Consider the following 25,660-nt stretch of genomic DNA (forward strand, 5'->3'; position numbering starts at 1 on the left):
ACGGGGACGCCGGTACCGTAGCCGGGTGAGTGACACGAATTCGGAAACCACCCAGCGCGCCGACGCGTCGACACAGGAGTTGAGGGCTCGGATCAGTGCCCTGATGCCCGGTGTTCGTCGCGACCTGGAAGCACTGACCGCCATCCCCAGCGTCTCGCTGGACTCTTTCGATCAGACGCATGTCGACCGCAGCGCACACGCGGTGGCGGATCTGCTGAGGGCAGAGGGCCTGCAGGTCGAGATCGTGCGAGAGGGTGGACGCCCTGCGGTGATTGCCACCCTCCCGGCACCCCCCGGCGCTCCGACCGTGTTGTTGTACGCCCACCACGATGTCCAACCGCCCGGCGACGAAAAGGACTGGATCAGTCCGCCGTTCGAACCGGTCGAGAGGGACGGTCGGCTCTACGGCCGCGGTGCTGCCGACGACAAGGCGGGGGTGATGGCCCATATTGCCGCTATCCGGGCGCACAGCGGGCGCCCGCCGGTCGGGGTCACGGTCTTCGTCGAAGGAGAGGAGGAGGTCGGTTCCGACTCGTTGGCGACCATCCTGGAACGGCATGGTGACCGGTTACGCGCGGACGCGATCGTGCTCGCAGACTCCACGAACTGGGAGATCGGCACGCCGGCTCTCACGACGACGCTGCGCGGCATGATCCGGGTCGTGGTGACGGTCGCAACCTTGGATCACAGCGTCCATTCCGGTATGTACGGCGGGCCGGTTCCCGATGCCATCACCGCGCTGATCGCCTTACTCGCTTCGCTGCACGATGCGGCGGGCGAGGTTGCCGTGGCGGGTCTACGACGCGGCGAAGCCGCCGATCTGGACTACGACGAAGCGCGACTCCGGCAGGAATCCGGGCTGTTGGACGGCGTGCAGATCATCGGCTCGGGACCGTTGTTGTCAGCCCTGTGGACGAAGCCGGCGATCACGACGATCGGTATCGACGCCCCGTCGGTGGACACGGCCTCCAACACGTTGGCGGCCACTGCCCGCGCCAAGGTGTCGATGCGGATCGCACCGGACGAAGATCCACGACATGCCTATGAGCTGCTACAGGATCACCTGCGCCAGCACACTCCGTGGGGAGCTCGGGTCGAGGTAAGCCTCGATGACGAGGGCGCCGGGTTCGTCGCACCGTCACACGGCCCGATCCAGGACGCAGCACGGTCGGCCTTCAGAGACGCGTGGGATGGCGCGGAGCCCGTCGATATCGGGGTCGGCGGGTCGATACCGTTCGTTGCCGCCTTCGCGGAGCGATTCCCCGAAGCCGCGATCCTGGTGACCGGGGTGGAGGACCCGGACACCCGGGCGCACGGTGCGAACGAGAGTCTGCACCTGGGCGAGTTCGAGCGGGTCTGCCGAGCCGAGGCCCTCCTGCTGCAGCGACTGGCAGAGGTGAAGTGATGGCCGGCTACCTGGAGCCCTCCTTCGAGCGCGATACGAACTACATCAGTGATCGGATCACGGCCGACCCCGGTGCACAATGGCCGGTGCAGGCCGGTCGGTATCGACTGGTCGTCAGTCGGGCGTGCCCGTGGGCGAGTCGGTTGACCACCGTGCGTCGCCTGCTCGGCCTGGAGGACGTGATCTCGCTCGGGATCTGTGGACCGACGCATGACACGGACAGCTGGACCTTCGATCTGGACCCAGGAGGTCTGGATCCGGTGCTGCGGATACCCCGGCTGAAAGACGCCTTCGAGAACCGGGTGCCCGGATATCCGCGGGGGATCACCGTCCCGGCTCTCGTCGAGGAGTCGTCGCGTGCGGTTGTGACGAACGACTTCGCCCAGATGGATATCGACCTGATCCAGCAGTGGAAGTCATTGCACCGCGTCGGCGCCCCCGATCTCTACCCGGAGGCGCAGCGCTCGGAGATGGATGTGGTCATGCGCCGCGTCTACACGGAAGTGAACAACGGCGTCTACAGGTGTGGCTTCGCCAGCGAACAGACGGCGTACGAAGACGCGTACGACCGTCTCTTTGCCGCCCTGGACTGGCTGGAGGACCGGCTTACCGACCAGCGGTACCTCATGGGAGGTCAGATCACGCTGGCCGATATCCGACTGTTCATGACGCTGGTCCGTTTCGATCCGGTCTATCACGGTCATTTCAAGTGCAACCGCAATCTCCTTGCGCAGCTGCCGGCCCTCTACGGATACCTACGGGATCTGTTCCAGACACCCGGCTTCGGTGACACGGTCGACTTCGAGCACATCAAGGCCCACTACTACGTCGTGCACTCCGACATCAACCCCACGGGGATCATCCCGAAGGGGCCGGATCTGTCCGGGCTGATGAGCGAGCACGGCAGGGAGGCGCTGGGCGGCAGCCCGTTCGGCAGGGGAACGGCACCGGGCGCGATCGCCGAGGTCGAGCGGGTCGACCCTGCACACAATCGGGCAATCGGCGCCGACGGACAGTTGCGTCATCGGTCGTAGGGTCTTGGCGCGTCAACCGGTGAACGCAGTCACCTGATGGGTGGCGAATGGGACCGCCTGACGGTCGCCGCGCCGCACGCGTCGATCGCTGTCGTCGTTGCCTCGGCAGTGCTGGCGCTCGCCCTGGTCGGATGGCCGCGCGCGTGGCGCTTCGCGCGAGTGGGCATCACGCTGGCGCACGAGGGCTCCCACGCGCTGGCGGCCCTGGTCTGCGGTCGTTCGCTGCATGGAATGCGGATCCACCGCGACACGTCCGGCGTCACGGCCTCGCGGGGCCCGGCGCGTGGTCTCGGTGCGGTCCTCACCTTCGGTGCGGGCTATCCCGGCCCTGCCGTGCTGGGTGTTCTGGGTGCCTGGCTGCTGCGCGGGGGATACCCGGGTCTGTTGCTACTGGCGGTCCTGGTCGTATTGGTCGGGATGATCTTGCAGATCCGCAACTGGTTCGGTCTGCTCGCGGTCGCAGCCTGCGGCGGGCCCGTTGCTGCGATCCTCTGGTGGTGCCCCCCGAGCGTGCACATGGCGGTCGCGTTGGTCATGGTGTGGCTCCTGCTGTTCGGCGGACTCCGTACGGTGGTGGATCTGCAGCACGACCGATCAGCCGGCGGGAGCGCCGGCGGCGGTCAGCTGTCGGATGCTGACCAGCTCGCCAGGCTCACACCATTTCCGGCGCTCCTGTGGGTCACCGTGTTCGCGTTGATCAGCGTGGCGGCCGTCCTTCTCGGGGGCGCACTGCTCTGGGGCGAACTGCGTTGAGTGGCCGGCCCGGGCGAGCGACGGGGGAGACTGTGCAGGTGTCTGTACTCGTGGTCTGCGACGCTGTCGACTCGGCCAACCCTGATGAGGTCGCCGAGGGCATCCGACTCGGCTGGCTCGCGAATGAGAGCGGTAGCTCGACGGCTCTGCAAGTTCGTGCTCTGGGCCTGTCCCGCGGGGGCAGAGGGTTCTGCGCCGCGGCTGCCCGGCTGGCGGGTGCCTGCACAGAACCAGTTGCATTGGCCGAGGTCCTCGCGACCGTCGTGCTGCTGCCCGACGGCACCGCGATTCTGGAGGCGGCACAGGTCACTTCCGGCAGGTCCTCCCATCCACTCGGTCTGCTCATGCAATGGACCGTCGCACGGCCGGAGGTGGGCACCCTGATCGTGGGAGTCGGCGACCTGACCTGTCTGGACGGTGGCCTGGGAATGCTGCAGGCTCTTGCTGGCCGGGCCGACGACCCGAACGAGAGCGACCTGGGATGGGTTGCCGATGTGCGGCAGCAGTGGCTCGGCCGTCAGATCATCGCGGCAACTGCAGAATCACTGCCGTTGTTGGGTTTTCACGGTGCGGCCTCCTACGCCCGGGAAAGCCTCGGCCTCGACGGCGCACAATCGCAGGCGTTCGAGAACCGGCTCGGTCAGTACGTCGACCATCTGCGTCGCGTCCTGCCATCGCATCGCGACCTTCTGACAGGTAAGGAACGTCGGTTGGATCGGGAATCCGGCGCAGGTGCGGGGGGCGGTGTCGGGTACGCGCTTGCGGTCCTGGGCGCGCAGCTACGGCCGGGTCCGCAGCTGTTCTGCGAACTCGCCGACGTCGACCACGCGATCGCGCAGAGCGAGCTGGTGGTGATGGGCGCTGACGTCTTCGACTGGAAATCGTTGCAGGACACCGTGATTTCCGAGGTCGGCGCGCGCGCTGCGCGTAGCGGAAAGCCGGTGGTGGTGTTGTCGTACGAAGCGCACATCGGGCGAAGGGAGTCCGCTGCGCTGGGGGTGAGCGGGGTGTACTCGGTGGTCCCAGCCGGGCGGATGGCTTCGAATGTGTCCACCGGCGCAGCATCGGAGCCGGTGGACGGCTGGCAGAGATCCCGCGACCTGGCCATGTTGGCGACCCGGGTGGCGAGGACCTGGACTCCATCCTGACCGCGGGTCCAGGCCGGGGTGCATGCCCCTCACCGAGCACCGGGGGACCGGCCCGGTGGCGCATGCGCTGGAGGAGAAGGAGCGGACGCCGTACCCTGGTCAGTGGACACACCCATCCAGACGGGGCGGCAACCCGGCGGGACGGGAACAACCCGCAGGCAGCCGTAGTTGTCTTCGGTGAACCTCGATCGTGGCGATACGGACACGGTCACCCAGCAAGTTCAGTGGAGGATCCATGAGCGTGGACAGCAGCACCAACCTTTCGACTCCGACCGCCGACGTGGTCACCACGCACGGCATCGAGCTGAGCGACGTGGCGGCGGGCAAGGTCAAGAGCCTCCTGCAACAGGAAGGCCGCGACGACCTGCGTCTGCGGGTGGGAGTTCAGCCCGGCGGTTGTTCCGGACTCATCTACCAGCTCTACTTCGACGAGCGCTCGCTCGACGGTGACCTGGTCCGCGACTTCGACGGCGTCGAAGTAGTCGTAGACAGGATGAGCGCCCCGTACCTGGAAGGGGCCAGTATCGACTTCGCCGACACGATCGAGAAGCAGGGCTTCACGATCGACAACCCAAATGCGGGAAGCTCCTGCGCCTGCGGCGACAGCTTCAGCTGAGCTGAGAACTACAGTCCCGCGATTTCGGCGGTCGGAGCCGGCAATGCCGGCCCCGGCCGCCTTTTTCGCGCCATGACCTCCCACGAGCCGCGACGAGCGGATTCGGATGCGGGTCCGCCGCCGGATAGGTTCGCGGCATGAAGATCGCCGTTACCGGTTCCATCGCCACTGACCACCTGATGACCTTTCGAGGTCGCTTCGCGGATTCGCTCGTTCCGGACCAACTCAGCAAGATCTCGTTGTCGTTCCTGGCCGAGGAGCTGCAGATTCGCCGGGGGGGCGTAGCGGCAAATATTTCGTTCGGGATGGCGGCGCTGGGGGAGCGCCCGGTGCTCGTCGGCGCGGTCGGTGAGGATTTCGCCTCTTACCGGTCGTGGTTGGAGCGGCACGGTGTCGATTGCGAATCGGTGTGGACGTCCGAGACCAAGCACACCGCGAGGTTCGTGTGCACCACCGACGACGATCATGCGCAGATTGCAACCTTCTATGCCGGCGCGATGGGCGAGGCACGCGAGATCGAACTCGGCCCGGTGTCCGCCCGCTGTGGTGGTCTGGATCTCGTCCTGATCGGCGCCAACGATCCGGAAGGGATGCGGCGCCACTCCGACGATTGTCGATCGCGCAACATCCCCTTCGTTGCCGATCCATCGCAACAGTTGGCCTTTGCCGACGGTCCGTTCATCAAAGAGCTCATCACCGGCGCGGCGTACCTGATGACCAACGAGTACGAAGCCCACCTCACCGAGCAGAAGACTGGTTGGAGCGGAGCGCAGATCCTGGACCACGTGGGGGTGCGGGTCATCACCAAGGGTCGAGACGGCGCGTCGTTGCTACGTAAGGGACATCCGCCCATCGAGGTGCCCATCGCCGGTGCTGTCCACAGCGCCGATCCGACCGGTGTCGGCGATGCCTTCCGAGCCGGATTCCTCTGCGGGCTCTCGTGGAACCTGGACCTGGTCACGTGTGCCCAACTTGGTTCGACGCTGGCTACCTATGTCGTTGAGACGGTTGGCACTCAGGAGTACGTCCTCGGGAAAGCGCATTTCATGGCCCGGATGTCTGCTTCCTACGGAGAGACGGCAGCAGCCGCCGTCGAGTCGAAACTACGCATTCAGCGCCCCTGAGGGCGATCGCCGCCATGCCAGCCAGACCCGTTGAACCTGAACCGTCCGCCTGGTCGATGGCGTATGACGAGACGTCGCCGGCTGATCTCGTCGCGGTCGGCGCCGACCTGGCGCCGGGCACACTGCTTGCGGCGTACCGCCGAGGACTCTTCCCGATGGGCACCGGGCGGGGCGGGCGTAAGCCGATGGGGTGGTGGTCACCAGCGACCCGTGGGGTGCTGTTGCCCGGCAATCTGCACGTCTCGCGATCTCTGCGACGATCCCGACGGGCATTCACGACCAGCGTCGACCGCGATTTTGCCGCCGTCGTGCGCGCCTGCGCAGATCCGAGCCGCCCCGGCCGGTGGATCACCCGTCCGATGGTAGCTGCCTACCAACGGCTGCACGAGCTCGGTTGGGCGCATTCGGTCGAGGTTTGGGACCATGACGGGCGTCTCGCCGGGGGCCTGTATGGGGTGTCCATCGGCGGCTTCTTCGCCGGCGAATCAATGTTCCACCTGGTCACCGATGCAGGAAAGGTAGCGGTGTGGGCGGCGGCTGACCGGGTCCTGACCGGCAGCGGCGCCGGCGTCTTCGATGTCCAGTGGTGCACCCCCCACCTGGCCACGCTCGGCGTCGTCGAGGTGCCGCGGGCACGCTATCTGGACCTCCTGCACGCCGCGCTCCATGCCGAACCGCTCGAGGGCTTCGGCGAGGTTCCAAATGCCACCGGGCATGCGGGCCCGGTCTGCCTCAACGGTTCGGACTGAGATAAGGTTTCGACGTGTCCGTATCCTGTGAAAATCACCCTGACGACGTGTCGCGCCGGTCTGCCAGGAGCACCCGCCCCCGGCTTCGTCGGGTAGGCATGACAGCCGGTGTAATCGCTACTGCGATAGCTCTTTCGGGTTGCAGCGCAAAGGTGCACCGGGGGTTCCTGCCAGAAGGCATTACGAAGGTCACCCCGGACATCACCAGCTTCTGGGTGGCGTCCTGGCTGTGGGCGCTCGGAGTGGGTGTCCTGGTGTGGGGTCTGATCATCTACTGCATGGTTCGCTACCGACGTAAGAAGACCGATACGGGACTGCCGCCGCAGCTGGCGTACAACGTGCCTATCGAGATCCTCTACACCGTCGTACCGGTCCTGATGGTGGCCGTCCTCTTCGGAAAGACGGTGGTGCTGGAAAACAAGATGCTGGACACCTCGGGCACCCCCGACAACATCGTGAACGTCGTCGGTAAGCAGTGGTCATGGGACTTCAACTACGTGAACGACAAGGTGTACTCCTCCGGGCAACAGGCACTTCTCAACGGGAAGGCGGGTGCGGAGAAGACCATCCCCACCCTCTACCTGCCGGTCAACAAGCGCACCGAATTCATCCTGACCTCCCGCGACGTCATCCACGACTTCTGGGTTATCGCATTCCTGCAGAAGATGGACATGATTCCGGGCAAGGTCAACAAGTTCGACGTGACGCCCACCCAGATAGGCACTTACCGCGGCAAGTGCGCGGAGTTGTGTGGTGCTTATCACTCACAGATGTTGTTCAACGTCAAGGTCGTCAACGCGGCGGACTACGCCAAGCAGATGCAACGTCTGCGTGCCAGTGGGCAGACGGGTTTCCTGTCCAATGCGCTCAACCGCTCCGGTCTCATCAACGGTCAGCAGCAGTACCTGCCACCGGGGCTTAAATCTTCGGACGTCGTCAAAGTAGGGACAAAGTAATGGCGAGCATTGCAGCGCGCACGACCGAGGGCATCGGCGATTACCGCGAATCGCGCACGATCGTGCGCCACCCCGGGCGTACAGCCGTCAAGTGGATGACCACGACCGATCACAAGATCATCGGCAACCTGTACTTCATCACGTCGTTTGCGTGGTTCCTGATCGGCGGGCTTCTTGCGCTGCTCATCCGCGCTGAACTGTGGATGCCCGGTTTGCAGATTGTCGACAACCCGGAGCAGTACAACCAGCTCTTCACCATGCACGGCACGATCATGCTGTTGCTCTTCGCGACTCCGCTGTTTGCGGGCTTTGCCAACGCGTTGATGCCACTGCAGCTGGGCGCACCGGACGTGGCCTTCCCCCGGTTGAACATGTTCGCCTACTGGCTCTACCTGTTCGGCGGACTGATCGCGGCCGGTGGATTCCTCACCCCGCAGGGCGCCGCCTCCTTCGGCTGGTTCGCCTACGCGCCGCTGTCCAACTCGGTGTACAGCCCCGGTGTCGGCGGGAACCTGTGGGTCTTCGGTCTCGCACTGGCGGGCTTCGGCACGATCCTCGGATCGGTGAACTTCATCACCACGATCGTGTGTATGCGCGCACCCGGTATGACCATGTTCCGGATGTCGATGTTCGTCTGGACAGTGCTGGTCACCTCCATCCTGGTGATCATCGTGTTCCCCGTCCTGGCCGCAGCGCTGTTCGCCCTGGGCGCGGACCGGGTGATGGGTGCGCATGTCTTCGACGCCCAGAACGCCGGTGCAATGCTCTGGGAGCACATGTTCTGGTTCTTCGGGCACCCGGAGGTCTACATCATCGCGTTGCCGTTCTTCGGCATCATTTCCGAGATTCTCCCGGTCTTTTCCCGCAAGCCGCTGTTTGGTTACAAGACCCTGGTCTTTGCGACCATTGCCATTGCTGCTCTGTCGGTGAGCGTGTGGGCCCACCACATGTACGCCACCGGCCAGGTGCTGCTGCCGTTCTTCGCGGTCATGACAATGCTGATCGCCGTGCCCACGGGAGTGAAATTCTTCAACTGGGTCGGCACGATGTGGGGCGGTTCGATCACGTTCGAGACGCCCATGCTCTGGGCGATCGGCTTCCTGGTCACCTTCCTGTTCGGTGGTTTGACCGGTGTCATTCTGGCCAGCCCCGCGCTGGACCTGAGCCTGTCGGACTCCTACTTCGTGGTCGCGCACTTCCACTACGTGGTGTTCGGCACCGTAGTCTTCGCGATGTTCGCGGGCTGGTACTTCTGGTGGCCCAAGCTGACCGGTCGGATGCTCGATGAGCGCCTCGGAAAGATCCACTTCTGGCTGCTGTTCGTCGGCTTCCACACCACCTTCCTGATCCAGCACTGGCTGGGTGTCGACGGTATGCCCCGCCGGTACGCCGACTACCTGCCCGAAGACGGCTTCCAGTGGATGAATGACGTGTCTACGGTTGGTTCGTTCATCCTGGGCATCTCGATGTTGCCGTTCCTCTACAACGTCTACAAGACCTGGCGCACCGCGCCGATGGTCGAGACCGACGACCCGTGGGGCTATGGCGCCTCGCTGGAATGGGCTACGTCGTGCCCGCCGCCGCGTCACAACTTCGACTCCATCCCTAGGATTCGTTCCGAGCGCCCCGCGTTCGACCTGCACCACCCCGAGGTGGCAGCCACATCGGTGGCCCCTGCTCCAGATGCGCTGTCCAAGCTTGTCGGTCCAGGTGACCGCGGCTCGCAGACGCTCGGTGGCGAACGAAAGGGTGACCGATGAAGGTCGAGTACAAACTGTTCGCCATTCTCGGCGCGTTCTTCCTGATCATGGCGATCATCTACGGTTTCTTCAGCGGAGGCAGCGAGCCGGTCGGGGTTGTCGGCTTCGGCCTGTCGTTCGGTTTATGTCTGATGATCGCGTTCTTCCTGTGGTGGACCGGTCGCAAGACAGATCTTCGCCCGGATGACAACCCGGAAGGGCTGATCAGCGACGTCGAAGGTGACTACGGATTCTTCAGCCCGCACTCGTGGTGGCCGCTGTTCTTGGCCGCATCCGGCGCCATCGTCTTCCTTGGCCTGGCTGTCGGTTGGTGGATGGTCATCTTGGGCACGCCGCTGTTGGCGCTGTCTGCGGTTGGTTTCGTGATGGAGTATTTCCGCGGCGAAGACGCCATCTAGCAGAGGTTGTTGTATGCAGTCATCTCGAATCGCATTGCTGTCCCGCCCGCACGGCGCACCGGCGCAGGAGAACTTCCTGCATGAGAGTGTCGAGCTTCCGGCGGCCGGTAGTGACGAGGTAGAACTCGAGACGCTGTTCTTGTCGCTGGATCCCTATATGCGCGGCAGAATGAGCGACGCACCCTCTTACGCCGCTCCCGTTCAGCTGGGGCAGACCATGGTGGGCGGCACCGTCTCGCGGGTTCTGAACTCACCTGGTGGACAGTTCGCACCCGGGGACATCGTCTCGGGGTACGCAGGGTGGCAGAGTCGTTCGGTGGAGAAAGCAGCGCAGCTACGTGTTGTGAACACCGGGTCGGCGCCACTCAGCGCTGCCTTGGGCGTTTTGGGGATGCCTGGTTTCACGGCCTACGCCGGTCTGTTGCAGATCGGCCGGCCCCAACCTGGTGAGACCGTCGTGGTTGCAGCTGCCAGTGGACCCGTGGGTAGTGCAGTCGGTCAGATCGCGCGTCTGCACGGGGCGAGGGCGGTAGCAATTGCGGGGGGTGCACGAAAGGTGCAGTACTGCCGCGAGATCGGTTTCGATGACGCCGTCGACCACCGGTCGGAGTCGTTTCGGGCCGATCTGAAGGCTTCGGTACCCGATGGAATCGACGTTTACTTCGAGAACGTCGGTGGCGCGGTCTGGTCAGCGGTGCTGCCCCTGCTCAATCCCTTTGCACGGGTCCCGGTATGCGGGCTCGTCGCTGGTTACAACGCCACCAGCCTGCCGGAAGGCCCGGACCGCTCAGCCCAACTCATGGGTGCCATCCTGCAGAAGAGTCTGACGCTCCGCGGATTCATCCAGAACGAGTTCGTGGCTGAGCACTACAAGGCATTCGAGCAGCAGATGGCCGCGTGGATCGCATCCGGTGAGGTGAAGTACCGCGAGGATGTCATCGACGGGTTGACCAATGCCGTCGACGCGTTTCAGGGCATGCTCACCGGAAAGAACTTTGGCAAGGTCGTCGTCAGGGTCGCTGACTGATCCCCTTCGTTCTGTCTGATCCGATTCGTCCACGGCGGTATCAGGGGGCGCCTCCAAGCTGCGGTCACTGATAAAGCAGCGGGGGAGTCGCCACCCCACGCGTCTCGGTTGCCTCGTGATAACGCAGGCAGTCAGGCCTTGTGATCGACGGCCGCGATAGCGTCGCCGCGCCTCACTTACCCGCGTCACCAACGCCAAAACCGAGGCCGCGAACGTCACGATCAAGAACAGCAAACGCTGTGGTCGTGGATATCCGGTCCCAAATCAACTTCCTATGCCGGACCATGCTCTACAGCACGGTTCCGACGGCGGCGTGATCACCCGATCCGCACCAGAGCATCATGCGGAAACTGAAGAGCTCCATTGCGGTGGGTCTGTCTGGATCCATCCGGCCCAGCGCTGATGCTCGCCCTCGCCTGGACCATTCTGCCGGACCTGACCGCCAGGCGATGGGGCCTGATGCGTTGTTGTCCGCCACCGTCGGACAACGTCCTCAGGTGGAGTTGAGTTGAGTCCCTGATAGTGGTGTAGCGCAGTTGGCCGTGTTCATCACCGTGGTGGACATAGACGCGGTCACCGCGTGATCCTTCGAGTGATCTCTGACAACCGACTTGAAGAAGGACACACGATGACCGCTCCTCATATTGTCGACCCTGCTGGTCTGCTGGGCGAGGCCCTGACTGATGCCAGCCCGGATCTGATGCGTGACCTGTTGCAAACGATGATCAACGCGTTGCTCTGCGCTGATGCTGATGCTGATGCTGTTGTCGGGGCTGAGTACGGCCGGCCCAGCCTGGATCGCACAGCGCAGCGCACTGGGTACCGGCACCGACCACTAGACACCCGGGCGGGCACGATCGACGTGGCTGTCCCCAAGCTGCGCACCGGGTCCTATTTCCCCCAGTGGCTCCTGGAGCGGCGTAAACGTGCCGAATCAGCGCTGATCACGGTCGTAGCCGACTGCTACCTCGCAGGTGTTCTACCCGGCGGATGGATAAGCTCGTCAAGACGTTGGGGATCAACTCGCTGTCAAAATCGCAGGTCTCACGGATGGCAACCGATCTTGATCAGATCGTTGATGAGTTCCGCCACCGCCCGCTAGGTGAAGCGGGACCGTTTACGTTCCTGGCTGCTGACGCGCTCACGATGAAAGTCCGCGAAGGCGGGCGCGTCGTCAACTGCGTCGTGCTCGTCGCATCCGGCGTCAACGCCGACGGGCGCCGCGAAGTCCTCGGCATCCGGGTCGCGACCAGCGAAACCGGGCCAGCGTGGAACACGTTCTTCGCCGACCTCGTGGCCCGTGGCCTGGGCGGAGTACGGCTGGTGACCTCTGATGCCCACGCCGGGCTCAAAGACGCGATCGCCGCGAACCTACCCGGCGCATCATGGCAACGATGCCGCACCCACTACGCCGCGAACCTCATGGCGGTCACACCCAAAAGCATGTGGCCAGCGGTCAAAGCGATGCTCCACTCGGTCTATGACCAACCCGACGCCCCCGCCGTCCACGCCCAATTCGATCGACTCTTGGACTACGTCCAGGACGCGTTGCCCGGCGTGTTCGAGCACCTCGCCGGGGCCCGCGAAGACATCCTCGCTTTCACCACTTTCCCCGAAGGCCTGTGGCAGCAAATCTGGTCCAACAACCCCAACGAGCGCCTCAACCGAGAGATCCGCCGCCGCACCGACTCAGTCGGGATCTTCCCCAACCGCGACGCGATCATCCGCCTCGTCGGAGCCGTACTAGCCGAACAAACCGACGAATGGGCCGAAGGACGCCGCTACCTCGGCCTGGACATCCTGGCCAAAAGCCGCCTGGCCACCGCACCTACCAACAACACCAACGTCGACAAGGAGACCTCCCAGCACTCACCGCCTGACACCTCAGAAGGAATCACGCAGCGCTACACCACCTCCAGGGGCTTGACCTGGAGTTGACGGGGTTCACCCTCGGCAACGCCGTCGGCCCAGCACGTAGACGATCAGGTTGTGCCGTTGCACACCGTGGACCGAGCCAGCACCGGATCAACCTTCCTTCCGCACGCACGGTGGGGCGGCAGGGCGTCGTCCGTACCGTCAAAAGAAGGATGGGATGCACTCGTCACGAGTGCATCCCATCCTTCTTCTGGAGCCTTAGATCAGGAAGGTTCCTGGTCTTGCGGGTGGGAATACGCGTGGCCTGAGGAAAGCTCCTCGGAACCACCGTGCAGGTGCTGGTCGAACTCGTCGCCGCCCTCGATCTCCAGGAGGTTGCCATCCTGGGGTGCCTCGATAGCCTCATGTGCGATGCCATCGTGGTGGGCTGCTGCGAGCTCAGCGGGCGTGACCGCTTCTATCCGATCACTGAAGTAGAAGTGCGACAACTTGGCCCGCACCTTGTCCTTGGCGATCTGACGACGGCCGACACCGTTGGAATCGGTTGCGGTCGGAGCTGCAATAGGCACATGTGACTCGTAGGAGACAAGCGCCCAGCGCTTCTCTGCCGACAATTCCTCGTGTGCTTCGAAGAAGCGGCCTTCGGCGGTCCGAACCAGACGACCCGATTCTCTGCCGTGCAACACCAGGTCCCGATCACGACGTTGCAACGACATACAGATCCGTTTTGTGATCCAGAAGACGATGACCGGACCGACGAACAACAACACCCGGTTCGCATTGGTGATGTCGTTGATGGATAAGTGCAACGTAATTGCCATGATGTCGTTACCAGACGCCACCAGCAGCACGAAGTAGAACATGATGAAACCCATTCCGAGACCCGTGCGGGTCGGAGCGTTGCGCGGTCGGTCCAGAATGTGGTGTTCGCGGGTGTCCCCGGTGACCCACCGCTCAAGGAACGGATAGGCACCCATGACTCCGAACATCACCGGAATCAACAAGATCGCGCCCAGCATCACGTTGAAGCTGTATGTGTGCCCGAGCAAGGTGAACTCGAAGAATCCCGGCGTGATGCGCAGTGCGCCGTCAGCGAATCCCATGTACCAGTCAGGCTGCGCGCCGGCGGTGACCATCGTCGGGTTGTACGGCCCGTAGGACCAGATCGGGTTGATCGTGAACAGCCCCGAGATGAGAGCCGTGATCCCGAAGACGATGAAGAAGAAGCCACCGGCCTTGGCCGTGTAGACGGGCATCAGCTTGAAGCCGACGATGTTGTTGTTGGTGCGGCCGGGCCCGGGGTACTGGGTGTGCTTCTGCACCAGTAGCAGAATCATGTGCGCTGCAAACAGACCCATGAGGATGGCCGGCAGCAGCAGCACGTGGACCGTGAAAAGGCGAGGGATGATCGCGGAACCGGGGAATGCTCCGCCGAACACCATGTACGAGATGTAGCTGCCCAGCACTGGAATGGAGAGCATGAACCCCTGCGCGGCCCGGATACCGGTGCCTGAGAGCAGGTCATCCGGCAGCGAGTAGCCCGCGAATCCTTCGATCATGGCGAGCATGAACAAGATCACGCCGATGACCCAGTTGATTTCGCGGGGCTTACGGAAAGCACCGGTGAAGAAGACACGGAACATGTGGCACATGATCGCAATGACGAACATCAGAGCCGCCCAGTGGTGGATCTGACGAATCAGCAGACCACCCCGGATGTCCATCGAGATGTGCACAGTCGAAGCAAATGCTTCACTGACTGTTTGGCCCTGCAGGGGAACATACGAGCCGTTGTAGACCGTCTCACCCATGCTGGGCACATACCAGAACGTCAGGAACGTCCCAGTGACGAGCAGGATGATGAGCGAGTACATGGCGACTTCACCGAGCATGAACGACCAGTGGTCTGGAAAGACCTTGTTCATGAGGTGGCGGATGCCTTTGGCTCCACCGGTACGTTCGTCCATCCAGTTAGCGACACCGCCTACGGCGCCACCTCCGGATTTCTTCGGTGGGGTCGAGGTCTCGTCATCATCGCGTAGTGCGTTGGCGGGACGGGGGGACTGTGCGTCTGCGGTCATGCGCGCTCCCAGAAGCTAGGACCGACGGGCTCTTGGAATCCTTGGTCAGCGACGATGTAACCCTCGTCGTCGACCGAGATCTTCAGCTGGGGAAGCGGACGCTTCGCAGGGCCGAAGATAACGTTGCAGTCATTTGCCATGTCGAAAGTCGACTGGTGGCAGGGGCACAACATGTGGTGTGTCGTGTGCTCGTACAGTCCGACAGGACATCCGACGTGGGTGCAGATCCCGGAATAGGCGACCACACCCTGGATGCCCCAGTCCTTTTCTTTCTGGTTCTTGATCGTCTCTTCGCGCATGCTCACCAGGATCACTGCGGCTTTGACTTCCGCATCCTGCACATTGGGCACCTTGTCGATGCCCTCAGGAAGAATGTGGAAGACGCTACCTATGGTGAGGTCCGAAAGCTTGATGGGCGTGAGCTCAGGATCGAGTAGGAGACGTCGTTTGCGACCGTTGATCCCTTTGTCCCACAGCGTGGTGCTCAGATCATTGTGTGGAAGCGGTCCCAGGGAGCCGACGAGCTGTAGCCCGAGCGGAACAGCGAAGAGACCCAGGGCACCGCCGAGGGAGTACTTGATCAGCGGGCGACGGGTCAGTTGCGACGACTCGGCGCTGTCCGTCAGGTGTTTGACCGTGCCGGCCCGGTCTTCATCCGAAGACCGCAAGGTGTGGCGTTCTTCGGTGACCTCCGTGTCGGACATCAGGGTCTTCGCCCAGTGCACGGTGCCCAGGCCAATGCACAGAAGTGACAGACCGAGAGAGACGCCCAGCCCCACGTTCAATGCTTTGGTGGATCCGATGAGCGGGAGGGTCACGACCTGTGAACTGTCGATCACGATGTAGGCGACGACAAAGAGCAGGGTCGCGATCATCGAGATCCCGAACAGCGTTGCCACCTGCCGTTCATAGCGCCTGGCGGCTACCGGGTCGTCGTCTCCCATCCGGTGTACGTGTTCCGGAATTCCTGGGTTTTCGAACCGTGCCGGCAGTGCGTCGTGCTCGCCACCTACGTTGGCAACGGCCTTACCGGTGGCCGGTTCTTCACGAGCGTCGTTGTCGTGACTGGAAGAAATCTCTGACATCAGGCTGCCTTCCGTCCGAGCCAGACCGCAGCGCCGATCATGAGACCGATGCCGATGGTCCAGGCGAACAATCCTTCGGTGACCGGGCCGAGATTGCCCAGGTCGTTACCACCCTGGCTCGGTGCGGTCTTGACGTTGTGGAGATACGCGATGATGTCTTTCTTGCTCTGCGGGGACAGGTTCTGGTCGTTGAAGATCGGCATCGACTGCGGACCTGACAGCATTGCTTCGTAGACCTGGCGACCGCTTGCAGGCATGACACTCGGCGCGTACTTGCCCCGGGTCAGGGCGCCACCGGCGCCGCTCACGTTGTGGCACATGGCGCAGTTGACCCGGAACAGTTCACCACCCTTGGCAATATTTCCTCCGAGGCTCGTGTACTCACTGGGAGGGATGCCGGGGCCGGGGCCCAGGGAAGCCACATAAGCCGCCAGTTGGGAGATTTCTTCCTTGGTGAACTGGACGTTCGGGTTGCGCTCGGCCTGTACGGCCGGATTGGCCAACGGCATCCGCCCACTGCTGACCTGGAAGTCGACGGCGGCTGCACCGACCCCGACGAGCGAGGGGTTGTTCGCGCGGCCATTGCCGTCCTGGCCGTGACACGTTGCGCAGTTGGCGAGGAAGATCTGCTTGCCGGCCGCGGCCTGCGTGGTGGATCCCTCCGCGGCACTGGCGTTCGTCGGTGCGAAGAGTGCATAGAGGCCGCCGGTGACGACCAGACCGAAGAGGAGTACCAGCACGAGCGATGCTGGGTGCCTACGGTGTGCTGCGAGCGAACTCACGGTGCGTAGTTCCTGTCGTCGAAGGAGGCGGCCGGGGTCCCGACTGTCGGATGCGTCATTTGAGGAGGTAGATCGTCGCGAACAGGGCTACCCAGACGACGTCAACAAAGTGCCAGTAGTAAGACGTGACAATGGCGCCGGTCGCTTGGTGGTGGGTGTACTTCTTGCTGGTGAAGGTGCGCCCGATGATCAGCAGGAACGCGATCAGACCGCCAGTCACGTGCAAGCCGTGGAAGCCGGTGGTGAGGTAGAACATCGAGCCGTAGGAGTCGGAGTTGAGGCTGATGCCGTCGCCGAACATGTTCGAATATTCCAACACCTGACCGCTGACGAAGATCGCCCCGAAGATGTAGGTCAGGACGTACCACTCCCGCATGCCCCACTTCTTGAACTGGAGCAGGGTTCCCGTGCGTGCGGGGATTCCCTCTTCCGCCTTGAAGACGCCCAACTGGCACCACAACGACGACACCACCAGAACGGTGGTGTTGGCCGCGGCGTACGGCACGTCCAGGTGCGACGTGCGGTCCGCCCACAGAGGGCTGGCGACAGCGCGAATGGTGAAGTACATGGCGAAGAGTCCAGCGAAGAACATCAGCTCACTAGAGAGCCACACCATCGTTCCGACGGCGGTCATGTTGGGGCGAGTGACGGGTCCGTGACCTGCCGGAAGCCCTTGTTCGCTGGTCGTCGCAGTCGTTGTTGTGGCCACCCGATCATTATGGCCCTACGACTTCCACAAGGACACGACCGACCCCTCGGGTGTTGCCGTCGAGGCGCCACAGCACGCGCAGAAACGGTGTCACGGCACGGGTCCTGCAGTCGGGGAACATGAGTCGAGAGCAGGTCCACAGTGCACCGGCCGTCCTCGCTGCAAGAAACGCTGCGTGGCCGTGCGAGGTTCCCGCTCGTCATGAGTAGCATTCCAGGCATGGCTGAGACCTCTAGATCACAGACCCCGCGGGCGATCAAAGTGTTGCTGTACAGCGACGACATCGCCACTCGTGACGCGGTGCGTATCGGGGTCGGCAAGCGACCCGCAAAGGACGTGCGTATCGAGTCCTGGCGTGAGTGCGCAACTGCTGCGGCCGTGATTGCTGCCGCTGACAACGAAGCGCTCGACCTGCTGATCCTGGACGGTGAAGCCACCCCGGTCGGTGGGATGGGACTGACCAAACAGTTGAAGAACGAGATTTTTCAATGCCCGCCGATCATCGTGCTCACCGGACGTCCCTCGGACGGTTGGTTGGCGTCGTGGTCCCAGGCGGATGCAGCGGTGTCCCACCCGATTGATCCCCTGGAGCTCAGCTCGACGATTGCGGCCGTCGCCCGTCGGCACGGTCGCCTCGTGACACCGACCGCAGGGTGAGTGTGCCCGACGCTCAGACCGACCGGAGCTGGCCCCGGCTGTTCACAGATCTGCTGAAAGGCAGCGACCTGTCGAGCGAGGACACGTCGTGGGCGATGGAGCAGATCATGGCCGGCGGTGCGTCTGCTGCCCAGGTCGCCGGGTTCCTCATCGCGTTGCGTGCGAAGGGCGAGACCGTGTCCGAAGTTCGCGGTCTGGCAGACACAATGCGCGAATTTGCGATTGCGATCAACGTGCCGGGCGAGACGCTGGACATTGTCGGGACAGGCGGCGACGGAGCACATACCGTCAATATCTCGACGATGTCGGCGATCGTGGCGGCGGGCGCGGGCGCACGGGTCGTCAAACACGGAAACCGGGCGTCGTCATCGTCCTCGGGGGCTGCCGACGTGCTGGAGGAACTGGGGTTGGCGCTGGATCTGCCCGCGCAGCGTGTTGGTGCGGTGGCGGTAGATGCCGGCATCACGTTCTGCTTCTCCCAGACGTTCCACCCCTCCATGCGCCATGCTGCGGTACCTCGACGGGAGCTGGGAGTTCCGACCGCGTTCAATATTTTGGGACCACTGACCAACCCCGCCCGTCCGAAGTACTCCGCGGTCGGGTGCGCCGACTCACGCGTCGCCGACCTGATAGCCGGGGTGTTCGCGGATCGGGGTAGTGCGGCGGCGGTGTTTCGTGGTGACGACGGACTCGATGAACTCACCGTGGCAACGACATCGACGGTGCGATGGGTGCGAAACGGTCAGATCACGCTGCACCGCGTCGATCCGGGAGCCCTGGGAATTGCGACTGCCTCGGCCGACGCGCTGCGTGGTGGAGACGCAGCGCACAATGCAACAGTCGTGCACCGGGTACTGGCCGGTGCCGAAGGGCCGATACGCGATGCGGTGCTCTTGAACACCGGCATTGCGCTGTCGGTCGTCGGAAATGGCGGCCCTGGACGTTACGGGGGACAGTCCTCATTCGAGGAGGCATTGCAGATCGGTGTCGATCGGGCCCGAACCGCCATAGACGACGGTTCGGCCGCGCGCGTCCTCGAGCAGTGGATCGCGATCACTCGAGACGGAGTGGACTCCTCGAGGCGCTGAAGCCGCTGGGCCGAAGTGGCACTCAGTCGTTCAGGCTTGCTCAGTCGTCCAGGCCCAACGAGAAGCCTGCGCCCAGATCCCCGCTGGAGTACGTGCGGAACGCGATGTGGGTCTGCGACTCTCGCATCCCTCGAATCTTGTTGATCCGGTCCGCGATGACATCGGCAAGGTCCTCGTGGCGAGCAACCCGGACTATCGCGATCAGGTCGACATCACCGGTGGTGGAATAGACCTCAGTGACACCCGATATTTCAACGACTGCCTTCGCGACCTCTGGAATACGGTCGATGTCGGCTTTGATCATGACAATTGCTGAGATCACCGCATCAGCTTAGAACGCTTCGGCGGTCCTCACTTTCCAATCGGGCAGCGCCGTAAGGAGTGTCGTCGGTGATCTGCTTCAGCACGGACTCAAGACGCGTGCGGACCGATCCGGCACCGTGCACCGGGCAACTCCATTGCCCGTCGATCCTGACAATCCGCACCCCCGCGGTCTCCAGCCAGCGCAGGATCTTCTCGGTCTCCTCCGGATGCGTCGCCGGCACCGGACCGCAGGGAGCAGCCACGATCTCTGCCATGGTCACCACACTGTCTATGTACGGCGTGGGATCGGCCCCGGGCGGACACAGGGTGGTGCCTGCGAGCTTTCCGTATCGCACGCAGATCAGCTCCCACCCGCCGACCGCTGCCGGGCGGGCAGCAATCAGCTGCTGCGTGGTGGCAATCGGTGTCAACCGTTGATTACGGTCAGCGGCGCGGATCAGGACCACCATCCGGTCGCGAACCTGCGCTGCTTCCTCGAAGCGTTCCTGCTCGCAGAGTCGCTGCATCCGTTCGTCCAGAATCTGTGACACAGCCCTGGCGTCGCCGCTGAACAGCTGGCCGACCTGGTTGGCAACTGCGGCGTAATCGAACACGCTCTGCTGGCCGGTGCACGGGGCGCCGCACCGGCCCATTTCCGCCAACACGCATGCGGTCGAACGGGACGTCGCGGTGAGTCGCTGGGTGCACTGCCGCAGTGGCACGGCCTCGTGGATGGCTGCTGCTGCCAGCTGAGCCAGCGCCTTGGATGCGAAAGGACCTGCATAGTGGGCGCCGTCCCCGCGCGTCTCTCGGACCACGGACAGCCGTGGAAAGGTCTCGACCGTCAGCTTTAGCCATACGCATCGTTCCGGATGGCGAGAGCGTCGGTTGAATCGCGGTTTGTGTTCGGCGATCAGCCGGAGTTCACGAACCTGAGCCTCCAGGACCGTCGCGCACACGATAGGTGTGACCGTTGCGGCGAGGCCGACCATCTGGGCCATCCGGGAGCGTTGCTCGCTCGCCGTGAAATAGCTGAGCACCCTCCTGCGGATATCCACCGAGGTGCCGACGTACAGCACCCGTTCCCGATCGTCTTTGAAAACGTAGACGCCTGGTGCATGCGGGAGCCCGTCAGCAAGGAACCTCTTGCGGCGTTGCCGCGGATCGACGCGGCTGGTGAAGGAGGACAACTCCTCCAAGGTGTGGACTCCGAGGTTGCCCACCCGACCGATCAGCGCGTGCAGCACGTCGACGGTCGCCTGCGCGTCGTGCAACGCGCGGTGATCCGGGGTGGTCGCGGCACCGAAGAGCTGTGCCAGCGATCCCAGTTTGCGATTGGGCACCTCATCGTCGCCCACCAGATGTCGGGCCAGGTGGACCGTGTCGATCACGCGATGGTCGGGCCATGAATGACCCAGTCGCGCACAGTTGTTGCGCAGAAACCCGATATCGAAGCGGGCGTTGTGGGCCACCAGAACACTTCCGGCGGCGAACTCCAGGAACGCGGGCAGGGCCGATTCGATGGTCGGTGCCGAAGCAACCATCGAATTGGTGATTCCTGTCAGGACCGCGATGAATGCGGGAATGGCGCTACCGGGATTGACAAGCGTCTGGAACTGTCCGAGCACTTCTCCGCCGCGAACCTTCACAGCGCCTATCTCGGTGATCCGGGAGGTGCTCGGATTGCTGCCGGTCGTCTCCAGGTCGACCACCACGAACGTGACGCCCGACAACGGGGTGCCGAGGTCCTCGAAAGCTGCCTGGAAGGGGTGGGCGTTTGCCATGTCCAGGACGGTAGGTGCCGGCACCGACAGGCGGACCCGACGGCGGTCCGGAGGCGTTGTCGGACCCCGCAGTTAGCGTTTCGGGGAAGGACGACATGAAGGAGTAGTGAGATGCACATCGATTGTGAAAGTTGCCCGGTGCGCGACCGGCATTGCGCCGACTGCATGGTGACCGTGCTGCTGCAGATGCCCGTACCGCGTGCTGACCTGTTTCCCGCGGAAGCGGGCGGTCGCAATGAGGTGGGACTCACTGTGACGGAGCGGGAGAGAGCCGCATTGGATATTTTCGTCGACGCCGGGATGCTGAGTGCCAGCCAGGCGCGCGCCGCGCGCCCGGTCGCGGAACCGCTGGTCGGCCTACGCAGTACCGGGTGATGTCTGACCCGAGAGCGGAGTCAGCGCGATGACCCGCGCCTAGGCTCCTCACGTGTCATCCACCACGCGGGCCGCCCATATACGGCAACGGCGTGCAGTTCTGACAGCCGTGGTCGCGATGACTGTGCCGACGCTGGCCGCCTGTCAGAGCAGCGATCCAACCGGATCGAACTCCAGCCCGCGACCTGATACCTCTTACACACGGTCAGCGACGGCTGGAGCGCTGTCAAAGAGTGGCCCCGGCGTTCGGGTACATGGTGCGGTCAGTGGAGCATCATTGGACGTCGTTCTCGAGCAGGCTGTCCAGGCCCGAGCCTGGGTCGAGCAGCTCTGGCCACAGCAGGTTGCCGCTTTTGGAACGGTGCAGATCGTGATTGCCACCACCGGTGCCCAATTCGCTGCGCTGCGCGGTGGCGCGCCCGGCACCGACGACCTCGCAGCAAGCACCACTGCAGAGGGCACGGTGATTCTCTCCGAGACAGCGCTTCAACTGCTCACGGCCCAGGGTCGTCGCGTGGTGCTGGCTCACGAGCTGACCCACGTCGTGTTGAAGCAGACCCAGCGCCGCGGGTTGCCACCGTGGATCGTCGAGGGTTCGGCCGAGTACACCGCCTACCGGTGGGCGGGCCTTTCTCTCGCACGCGCCTGTCCCACGCTGCGTGCCCAGGTGCACTCCGGTGATGTTCCCTCCCTTCCGCCGACGAAGGATCTCTTCAGCGGGTCATCTCGCCAGTCGGCGTATCAGCAAGCGCACGCCTACATGAGCTTCCTCATCGCCCGTTTCGGGCTCGCTGCGTGGAAGCGGTTTGTCATCTCCGTTGACGGCGCGGCTCCGGGAGCATTTGCGAAGAGCTTCGCAGGGGCCGCACCGGCAGAACTTCAGACCGCGTACAGCTCCTATCTGCGGAAGGTGATGGGGTGATCAGCTGCTGCACCGCGGTAGCAGACGCAGTACCGGCGGCCGTTAGTGTCTGGGCTATGTCGCAGAGCACTTCTTCCTCTCTCACTATCGACGCAGAGGCCGCGGTGGTGCTCGACGTGATTGCCGACTTCGACAGTTACCCGCAGTGGGCCGAGAATGTGGTCCGCGCGGAGGTGCTCACTCAGGATGAAGACGGGTGGCCCCGTACCGTCCGGTTCGAACTCGACGCGGGGGTCCTGCACGACACATATGTCCTGGCCTACGACTGGGCGGTGCGTGCGGACGGAACGGGTGAGGTGACGTGGAAACTCGTTGATTCCACGGTGATCCGCGCACTGGACGGCAGCTATCGGCTCGCCGATCACCGCGATTGCACGCAGGTGACCTACGAGCTGAGTGTCGACGTCAACATTCCCGTGGTCGCCGTGCTGCGCCGTAAGGCAGAGAAGAGCATCATCGATCAGGCGCTGCGTGGACTGAAACAGCGCTGCGAACAGTGACGAGCGCGCGATGCGTGATGGTGGCAGGAGCCGGCGGAGCAGGTTCCTCCACCTTTGCTGCGAGACTCGCGCTCGGGTACGCAGCCCGCGGTCGGCCGGTCGTGCTCATCGGTGCGGATCCGGTCGAGGACGCCACGTCGATGATCAAGAAATCGACCGGCTCCCTGCGTTTGGTGTCCAGTTCGCAGGAGCTGCCCGGTCGAACGCCTGCACTCGGACCGCTGCTCGATCTCGTAGGTCTGGATCCTCGGTTGGCGCAAGAGCTGGGATTGCTCTCAGAGGCGAGCGGCGCGCGCCTGCTATGTCATCTGGCGACCAACGTCCGACCCCACGAGACGGTGGTGATCGATGCCGGACGTGACGGGGTCGACCTCGTCCGCCTCGCAGGTGCCGCGCCATGGATCCTGCAACGGTTGGCTCCGGCGCAACGTGGGTGGCTTGGCGCGTCACGGCCGTTGCTCGCCGGCGCGTTGGGGGCCCGGTGGCCCGGTGCGGGTCTGACACGCGCCGTGCAGGAGGCCGGGCGGCACGCCGCGGCTGCTGGTGAACTGTTGCTGGGCCAGGGAAGTGCGGCTGTGGTCGTGGCGGGGACGGCTCCCGTGGCGAAAGCGCGCCGGTTCGTAGTAGGTCTTGGGCTCAACGCTGCTCCCGTGACCGCCGTGCTCAGCGTCGAGCCCGACGCGGTTCCGGGTGTCGCCGGTTGGGTATCCGGTGTCGACACCGATGTGAGCATCGATGAGCTGGACCGGCATGCGCGGGTCAGCCGGAACGGTGACATCTCGTGGGAACGGGCAGGTGAGAGCTTTGTGTGGCGGATGCCACTACCAGGCGTCCGCCCGGGTGAGCTGTCGCTCTCGATGGTCCTGGATGACCTGGTCCTCAACGCGTTGGGTCACCGAAGCGTGATGACGATGCCGACAGTGTTGCGTCGGTGCGCACCGCAGGACGCGCGGGTCGGCGACGGCGTGCTCACGGTCCGCTTTACTCCAGTGGGGCAAGATGAGACCCGTGACAGGCGATAGCGGGGAACCGGCGGGGCAGTCTTCGAAACCGGGGCCCGGACATTCAGCGCAGGATGTTACGGACGCCCTCGGCGCCGAAGCAGCACGTCTCGCGGACGCGTTCAGCGTCTGGGTCGGCGATCGAGCGGGCCAGGACCCCGATGAATCTGATGCGGTGGACGACGAACCTGCGCCGAAACCGGAAGCTGCGGCGTCCACCGACGCTACGCCGGTGTGCGGTTGTGGTCGCGGAACCGCTGTCGATCTTGTGTGCAAGATGTGTCCGGTATGTCGAGCTGCGGAGTTTCTGCACACGGTCCGGCCGGAGACGCTGGAGCGTTTCGCTGACGTGCTCGCGATGGTCGCCGGGAGTCTGCACGCTATCGCTGCCGACCGCAGCGGCACGCACGGAGCGGACCCGTCGCCAGCAGAACCGTCGAGTCCGGGGAACAGGCAGAACGCTGATCGTGCCGACACAGCCGACACAGCGCGGGCCCCTCGAGGCCCGGCGCAGGGGATTGAAATCCCCGTCCATGACGACATCACAGATCTGGAGGAAGGCCGCTGATGACGCTCAGCATCGGAATCGACGTCGGTGGGACCAAGATCGCGGCCGGGCGGGTGGACGAGGACGGCGTCATCGTTGCTCGTGCCAGGAGGTCCACCCCCGCCCAGTCACCTGACGAGATCGCAGCGGCCATCGTCGATCTGATCGAGGAGTTGAGTGCTCCCGACGTCTGCGCCGTCGGCGTGGCATGCGCCGGGTACATCGACAAAGCGGGCACAACCGTTCTCTTCTCCCCGAATCTGGCCTGGCGGGATGAGCCGCTCAAGGAGCGGATCTGCAGGCACACAACATTGCCGGTGGTGATCGAGAACGATGCCAACGCGGCGGCCTACGGTGAATTCGTGCACGGGGCCGGGCGGTCTCTGCAGGACATGGTGATGATTACCGTCGGCACCGGAGTCGGTGGTGGTGTCGTCAACGACGGTCGTCTCCTGCGCGGAGCATTCGGTATCGGCGGTGAGATCGGGCACATGGTGGTCGTTCCTGGTGGGCGGCTCTGCGGTTGCGGCAACCGCGGGTGTCTGGAGGCGTACGGCAGCGGAACCGCGCTCACCCGCGAAGCCCGGGAGTTGGTACGCAGCGGCGCCCAGTTCAGCGCCCGGTTGTCGCAACTGTGCCACGGAGATGCGAATCGCCTCACCGGCGCGATGGTGACAGGCGCCGCGGTAGAGGGCGATGCGGCCTCCATCGACCTGTTGGCGCAGATCGGCAACTGTGTCGGTGAGGCGGCATCCTCGATGGCGGCCTTGCTGGATCCCGAGGGTTTCGTCATCGGCGGTGGTGTCGCAGATGCGGGGGAGTTGTTGATCGAGCCGATGCGGGCGGCGTTCGGCCGGTCGCTGACGGGACGCGGCTACCGACCGATTGCGCAGTTCGTCCAGGCTGAGCTCGGTAACGATGCAGGTGTCATCGGGGCCGCGGTGCTTGCCCTGAGCGCCGTCGACCAGTGACGGACACGCC

Annotated in this window: 25 protein-coding genes and 1 pseudogene; 20 read left to right on the top strand and 6 right to left on the bottom strand. The window is 64.0% G+C overall.

From position 1 onward, the window contains the following. Positions 1-25: 25 nt before the first annotated feature. The 12 genes and pseudogenes from V3G39_08430 to V3G39_08485 all read left to right on the top strand — a co-directional run bounded on the left by V3G39_08430 (position 26) and on the right by V3G39_08485 (position 12,850). On the top strand, positions 26-1,405 hold the full coding sequence (locus V3G39_08430) for a dipeptidase (GenBank protein XAS78046.1): 1,380 nt from the start codon (positions 26-28) through the stop codon (positions 1,403-1,405). Beyond that, the gene (locus V3G39_08435) at positions 1,405-2,439 is read left to right on the top strand and encodes a glutathione S-transferase C-terminal domain-containing protein (protein XAS78047.1); all 1,035 of its coding nucleotides are present in this window, start codon (positions 1,405-1,407) and stop codon (positions 2,437-2,439) included. The genes V3G39_08430 and V3G39_08435 overlap by 1 nt, the downstream gene beginning before the upstream one ends. A 36-nt stretch (positions 2,440-2,475) precedes the next feature. Next, positions 2,476-3,192 carry a M50 family metallopeptidase gene (locus tag V3G39_08440; protein XAS78048.1) on the top strand — a complete coding sequence of 239 codons (717 nt, stop codon included), beginning with the start codon at positions 2,476-2,478 and terminating at the stop codon, positions 3,190-3,192. Between the two features lie 38 nt (positions 3,193-3,230). Beyond that, positions 3,231-4,340 carry a glycerate kinase gene (locus V3G39_08445; protein XAS78049.1) on the top strand — a complete coding sequence of 370 codons (1,110 nt, stop codon included), beginning with the start codon at positions 3,231-3,233 and terminating at the stop codon, positions 4,338-4,340. A 235-nt stretch (positions 4,341-4,575) separates the two neighbouring features. After that, positions 4,576-4,956 carry an iron-sulfur cluster assembly accessory protein gene (locus tag V3G39_08450; protein XAS78050.1) on the top strand — a complete coding sequence of 127 codons (381 nt, stop codon included), beginning with the start codon at positions 4,576-4,578 and terminating at the stop codon, positions 4,954-4,956. Positions 4,957-5,093: 137 nt separating this feature from the next. Continuing rightward, complete coding sequence (locus V3G39_08455; protein ID XAS78051.1) at positions 5,094-6,080, top strand: carbohydrate kinase family protein; 987 nt, start codon at positions 5,094-5,096, stop codon at positions 6,078-6,080. A gap of 14 nt (positions 6,081-6,094) precedes the next feature. Continuing rightward, positions 6,095-6,829 (top strand): leucyl/phenylalanyl-tRNA--protein transferase, encoded by a 735-nt coding sequence (gene aat, locus V3G39_08460; GenBank protein ID XAS78052.1) that lies wholly within the window; start codon positions 6,095-6,097, stop codon positions 6,827-6,829. 98 nt (positions 6,830-6,927) lie between these two features. Further along, on the top strand, positions 6,928-7,785 hold the full coding sequence (gene coxB, locus V3G39_08465; protein XAS78053.1) for a cytochrome c oxidase subunit II: 858 nt from the start codon (positions 6,928-6,930) through the stop codon (positions 7,783-7,785). Further along, positions 7,785-9,545: a cytochrome c oxidase subunit I gene (ctaD, locus tag V3G39_08470; GenBank protein XAS78054.1), complete on the top strand. Its 1,761-nt coding sequence runs from the start codon at positions 7,785-7,787 to the stop codon at positions 9,543-9,545. Before coxB ends, ctaD begins: the two co-directional genes overlap by 1 nt. Continuing rightward, positions 9,542-9,943 (top strand): cytochrome c oxidase subunit 4, encoded by a 402-nt coding sequence (locus V3G39_08475; protein XAS78055.1) that lies wholly within the window; start codon positions 9,542-9,544, stop codon positions 9,941-9,943. The genes ctaD and V3G39_08475 overlap by 4 nt, the downstream gene beginning before the upstream one ends. 13 nt (positions 9,944-9,956) lie before the next feature. After that, positions 9,957-10,970, top strand: coding sequence for an NADP-dependent oxidoreductase (locus V3G39_08480; protein XAS78056.1), 1,014 nt, complete (start codon positions 9,957-9,959; stop codon positions 10,968-10,970). 628 nt (positions 10,971-11,598) lie between these two features. Continuing rightward, positions 11,599-12,850: pseudogene (locus V3G39_08485) on the top strand (IS256 family transposase). A 258-nt stretch (positions 12,851-13,108) separates the two neighbouring features. Here the strand turns inward: V3G39_08485 and V3G39_08490 are convergent. Genes V3G39_08490 through V3G39_08505 form a run of 4 tightly spaced genes read right to left on the bottom strand, consistent with a single transcriptional unit; the run spans position 13,109 to position 17,427 of the window. Next, positions 13,109-14,926: a cytochrome bc complex cytochrome b subunit gene (locus tag V3G39_08490; protein ID XAS78057.1), complete on the bottom strand. Its 1,818-nt coding sequence runs from the start codon at positions 14,924-14,926 to the stop codon at positions 13,109-13,111. After that, entirely contained in the window at positions 14,923-16,011 is a 1,089-nt protein-coding gene (locus V3G39_08495) for a Rieske 2Fe-2S domain-containing protein (protein XAS78058.1), read from the bottom strand. The genes V3G39_08490 and V3G39_08495 overlap by 4 nt, the downstream gene beginning before the upstream one ends. After that, positions 16,011-16,793, bottom strand: a complete 783-nt coding sequence (locus tag V3G39_08500) for a cytochrome c (GenBank protein XAS78059.1) — start codon at positions 16,791-16,793, stop codon at positions 16,011-16,013. Before V3G39_08500 ends, V3G39_08495 begins: the two co-directional genes overlap by 1 nt. A 55-nt stretch (positions 16,794-16,848) precedes the next feature. Beyond that, the gene (locus V3G39_08505; GenBank protein XAS78206.1) at positions 16,849-17,427 is read right to left on the bottom strand and encodes a heme-copper oxidase subunit III; all 579 of its coding nucleotides are present in this window, start codon (positions 17,425-17,427) and stop codon (positions 16,849-16,851) included. A 294-nt stretch (positions 17,428-17,721) separates the two neighbouring features. Here V3G39_08505 and V3G39_08510 point away from each other — a divergent pair, with 294 nt between their 5' ends. Together V3G39_08510 and trpD are read left to right on the top strand one after the other, a co-directional pair. Then, positions 17,722-18,159, top strand: coding sequence for a hypothetical protein (locus V3G39_08510; protein ID XAS78060.1), 438 nt, complete (start codon positions 17,722-17,724; stop codon positions 18,157-18,159). Further along, entirely contained in the window at positions 18,156-19,247 is a 1,092-nt protein-coding gene (trpD, locus tag V3G39_08515; GenBank protein ID XAS78061.1) for an anthranilate phosphoribosyltransferase, read from the top strand. The genes V3G39_08510 and trpD overlap by 4 nt, the downstream gene beginning before the upstream one ends. A 40-nt stretch (positions 19,248-19,287) precedes the next feature. Here the strand turns inward: trpD and V3G39_08520 are convergent, their stop codons facing one another. Both V3G39_08520 and V3G39_08525 read right to left on the bottom strand, forming a co-directional pair. Next, positions 19,288-19,569, bottom strand: coding sequence for an Lrp/AsnC ligand binding domain-containing protein (locus tag V3G39_08520; protein XAS78062.1), 282 nt, complete (start codon positions 19,567-19,569; stop codon positions 19,288-19,290). Positions 19,570-19,573: 4 nt separating this feature from the next. Next, positions 19,574-21,334: a DEDD exonuclease domain-containing protein gene (locus tag V3G39_08525; protein XAS78063.1), complete on the bottom strand. Its 1,761-nt coding sequence runs from the start codon at positions 21,332-21,334 to the stop codon at positions 19,574-19,576. Positions 21,335-21,472: 138 nt separating this feature from the next. Between V3G39_08525 and V3G39_08530 the strand changes: the two genes are divergently transcribed. The 6 genes from V3G39_08530 (at position 21,473) to V3G39_08555 (ending at position 25,650) form a co-directional block, all read left to right on the top strand. Next, positions 21,473-21,709: a hypothetical protein gene (locus V3G39_08530; GenBank protein ID XAS78064.1), complete on the top strand. Its 237-nt coding sequence runs from the start codon at positions 21,473-21,475 to the stop codon at positions 21,707-21,709. 277 nt (positions 21,710-21,986) lie between these two features. Beyond that, positions 21,987-22,631, top strand: a complete 645-nt coding sequence (locus V3G39_08535; GenBank protein XAS78065.1) for a hypothetical protein — start codon at positions 21,987-21,989, stop codon at positions 22,629-22,631. Between the two features lie 56 nt (positions 22,632-22,687). Beyond that, positions 22,688-23,131 carry an SRPBCC family protein gene (locus V3G39_08540; GenBank protein XAS78066.1) on the top strand — a complete coding sequence of 148 codons (444 nt, stop codon included), beginning with the start codon at positions 22,688-22,690 and terminating at the stop codon, positions 23,129-23,131. Further along, positions 23,128-24,153: a hypothetical protein gene (locus tag V3G39_08545; GenBank protein ID XAS78067.1), complete on the top strand. Its 1,026-nt coding sequence runs from the start codon at positions 23,128-23,130 to the stop codon at positions 24,151-24,153. The genes V3G39_08540 and V3G39_08545 overlap by 4 nt, the downstream gene beginning before the upstream one ends. Continuing rightward, positions 24,140-24,700 (top strand): hypothetical protein, encoded by a 561-nt coding sequence (locus V3G39_08550; GenBank protein ID XAS78068.1) that lies wholly within the window; start codon positions 24,140-24,142, stop codon positions 24,698-24,700. The genes V3G39_08545 and V3G39_08550 overlap by 14 nt, the downstream gene beginning before the upstream one ends. After that, on the top strand, positions 24,700-25,650 hold the full coding sequence (locus V3G39_08555; protein ID XAS78069.1) for an ROK family glucokinase: 951 nt from the start codon (positions 24,700-24,702) through the stop codon (positions 25,648-25,650). The genes V3G39_08550 and V3G39_08555 overlap by 1 nt, the downstream gene beginning before the upstream one ends. Positions 25,651-25,660 lie beyond the last annotated feature (10 nt).

It is taken from the genome of Dermatophilaceae bacterium Sec6.4 (assembly GCA_039636865.1).
Lineage (GTDB): Bacteria > Actinomycetota > Actinomycetes > Actinomycetales > Dermatophilaceae > Allobranchiibius.

Coding starts and splice junctions, on each gene's coding strand:
- V3G39_08435 (XAS78047.1), top strand. CDS start 1,405: ATGGCCGGCTACCTGGAGCCCTCCTTCGAGCGCGATACGAACTACATC.
- V3G39_08440 (XAS78048.1), top strand. CDS start 2,476: ATGGGTGGCGAATGGGACCGCCTGACGGTCGCCGCGCCGCACGCGTCG.
- V3G39_08450 (XAS78050.1), top strand. CDS start 4,576: ATGAGCGTGGACAGCAGCACCAACCTTTCGACTCCGACCGCCGACGTG.
- V3G39_08455 (XAS78051.1), top strand. CDS start 5,094: ATGAAGATCGCCGTTACCGGTTCCATCGCCACTGACCACCTGATGACC.
- aat (XAS78052.1), top strand. CDS start 6,095: ATGCCAGCCAGACCCGTTGAACCTGAACCGTCCGCCTGGTCGATGGCG.
- coxB (XAS78053.1), top strand. CDS start 6,928: ATGACAGCCGGTGTAATCGCTACTGCGATAGCTCTTTCGGGTTGCAGC.
- ctaD (XAS78054.1), top strand. CDS start 7,785: ATGGCGAGCATTGCAGCGCGCACGACCGAGGGCATCGGCGATTACCGC.
- V3G39_08475 (XAS78055.1), top strand. CDS start 9,542: ATGAAGGTCGAGTACAAACTGTTCGCCATTCTCGGCGCGTTCTTCCTG.
- V3G39_08480 (XAS78056.1), top strand. CDS start 9,957: ATGCAGTCATCTCGAATCGCATTGCTGTCCCGCCCGCACGGCGCACCG.
- V3G39_08490 (XAS78057.1), bottom strand. CDS start 14,926: ATGACCGCAGACGCACAGTCCCCCCGTCCCGCCAACGCACTACGCGAT.
- V3G39_08495 (XAS78058.1), bottom strand. CDS start 16,011: ATGTCAGAGATTTCTTCCAGTCACGACAACGACGCTCGTGAAGAACCG.
- V3G39_08505 (XAS78206.1), bottom strand. CDS start 17,427: ATGACCGCCGTCGGAACGATGGTGTGGCTCTCTAGTGAGCTGATGTTC.
- V3G39_08510 (XAS78060.1), top strand. CDS start 17,722: ATGGCTGAGACCTCTAGATCACAGACCCCGCGGGCGATCAAAGTGTTG.
- V3G39_08525 (XAS78063.1), bottom strand. CDS start 21,334: ATGGCAAACGCCCACCCCTTCCAGGCAGCTTTCGAGGACCTCGGCACC.
- V3G39_08540 (XAS78066.1), top strand. CDS start 22,688: ATGTCGCAGAGCACTTCTTCCTCTCTCACTATCGACGCAGAGGCCGCG.
- V3G39_08555 (XAS78069.1), top strand. CDS start 24,700: ATGACGCTCAGCATCGGAATCGACGTCGGTGGGACCAAGATCGCGGCC.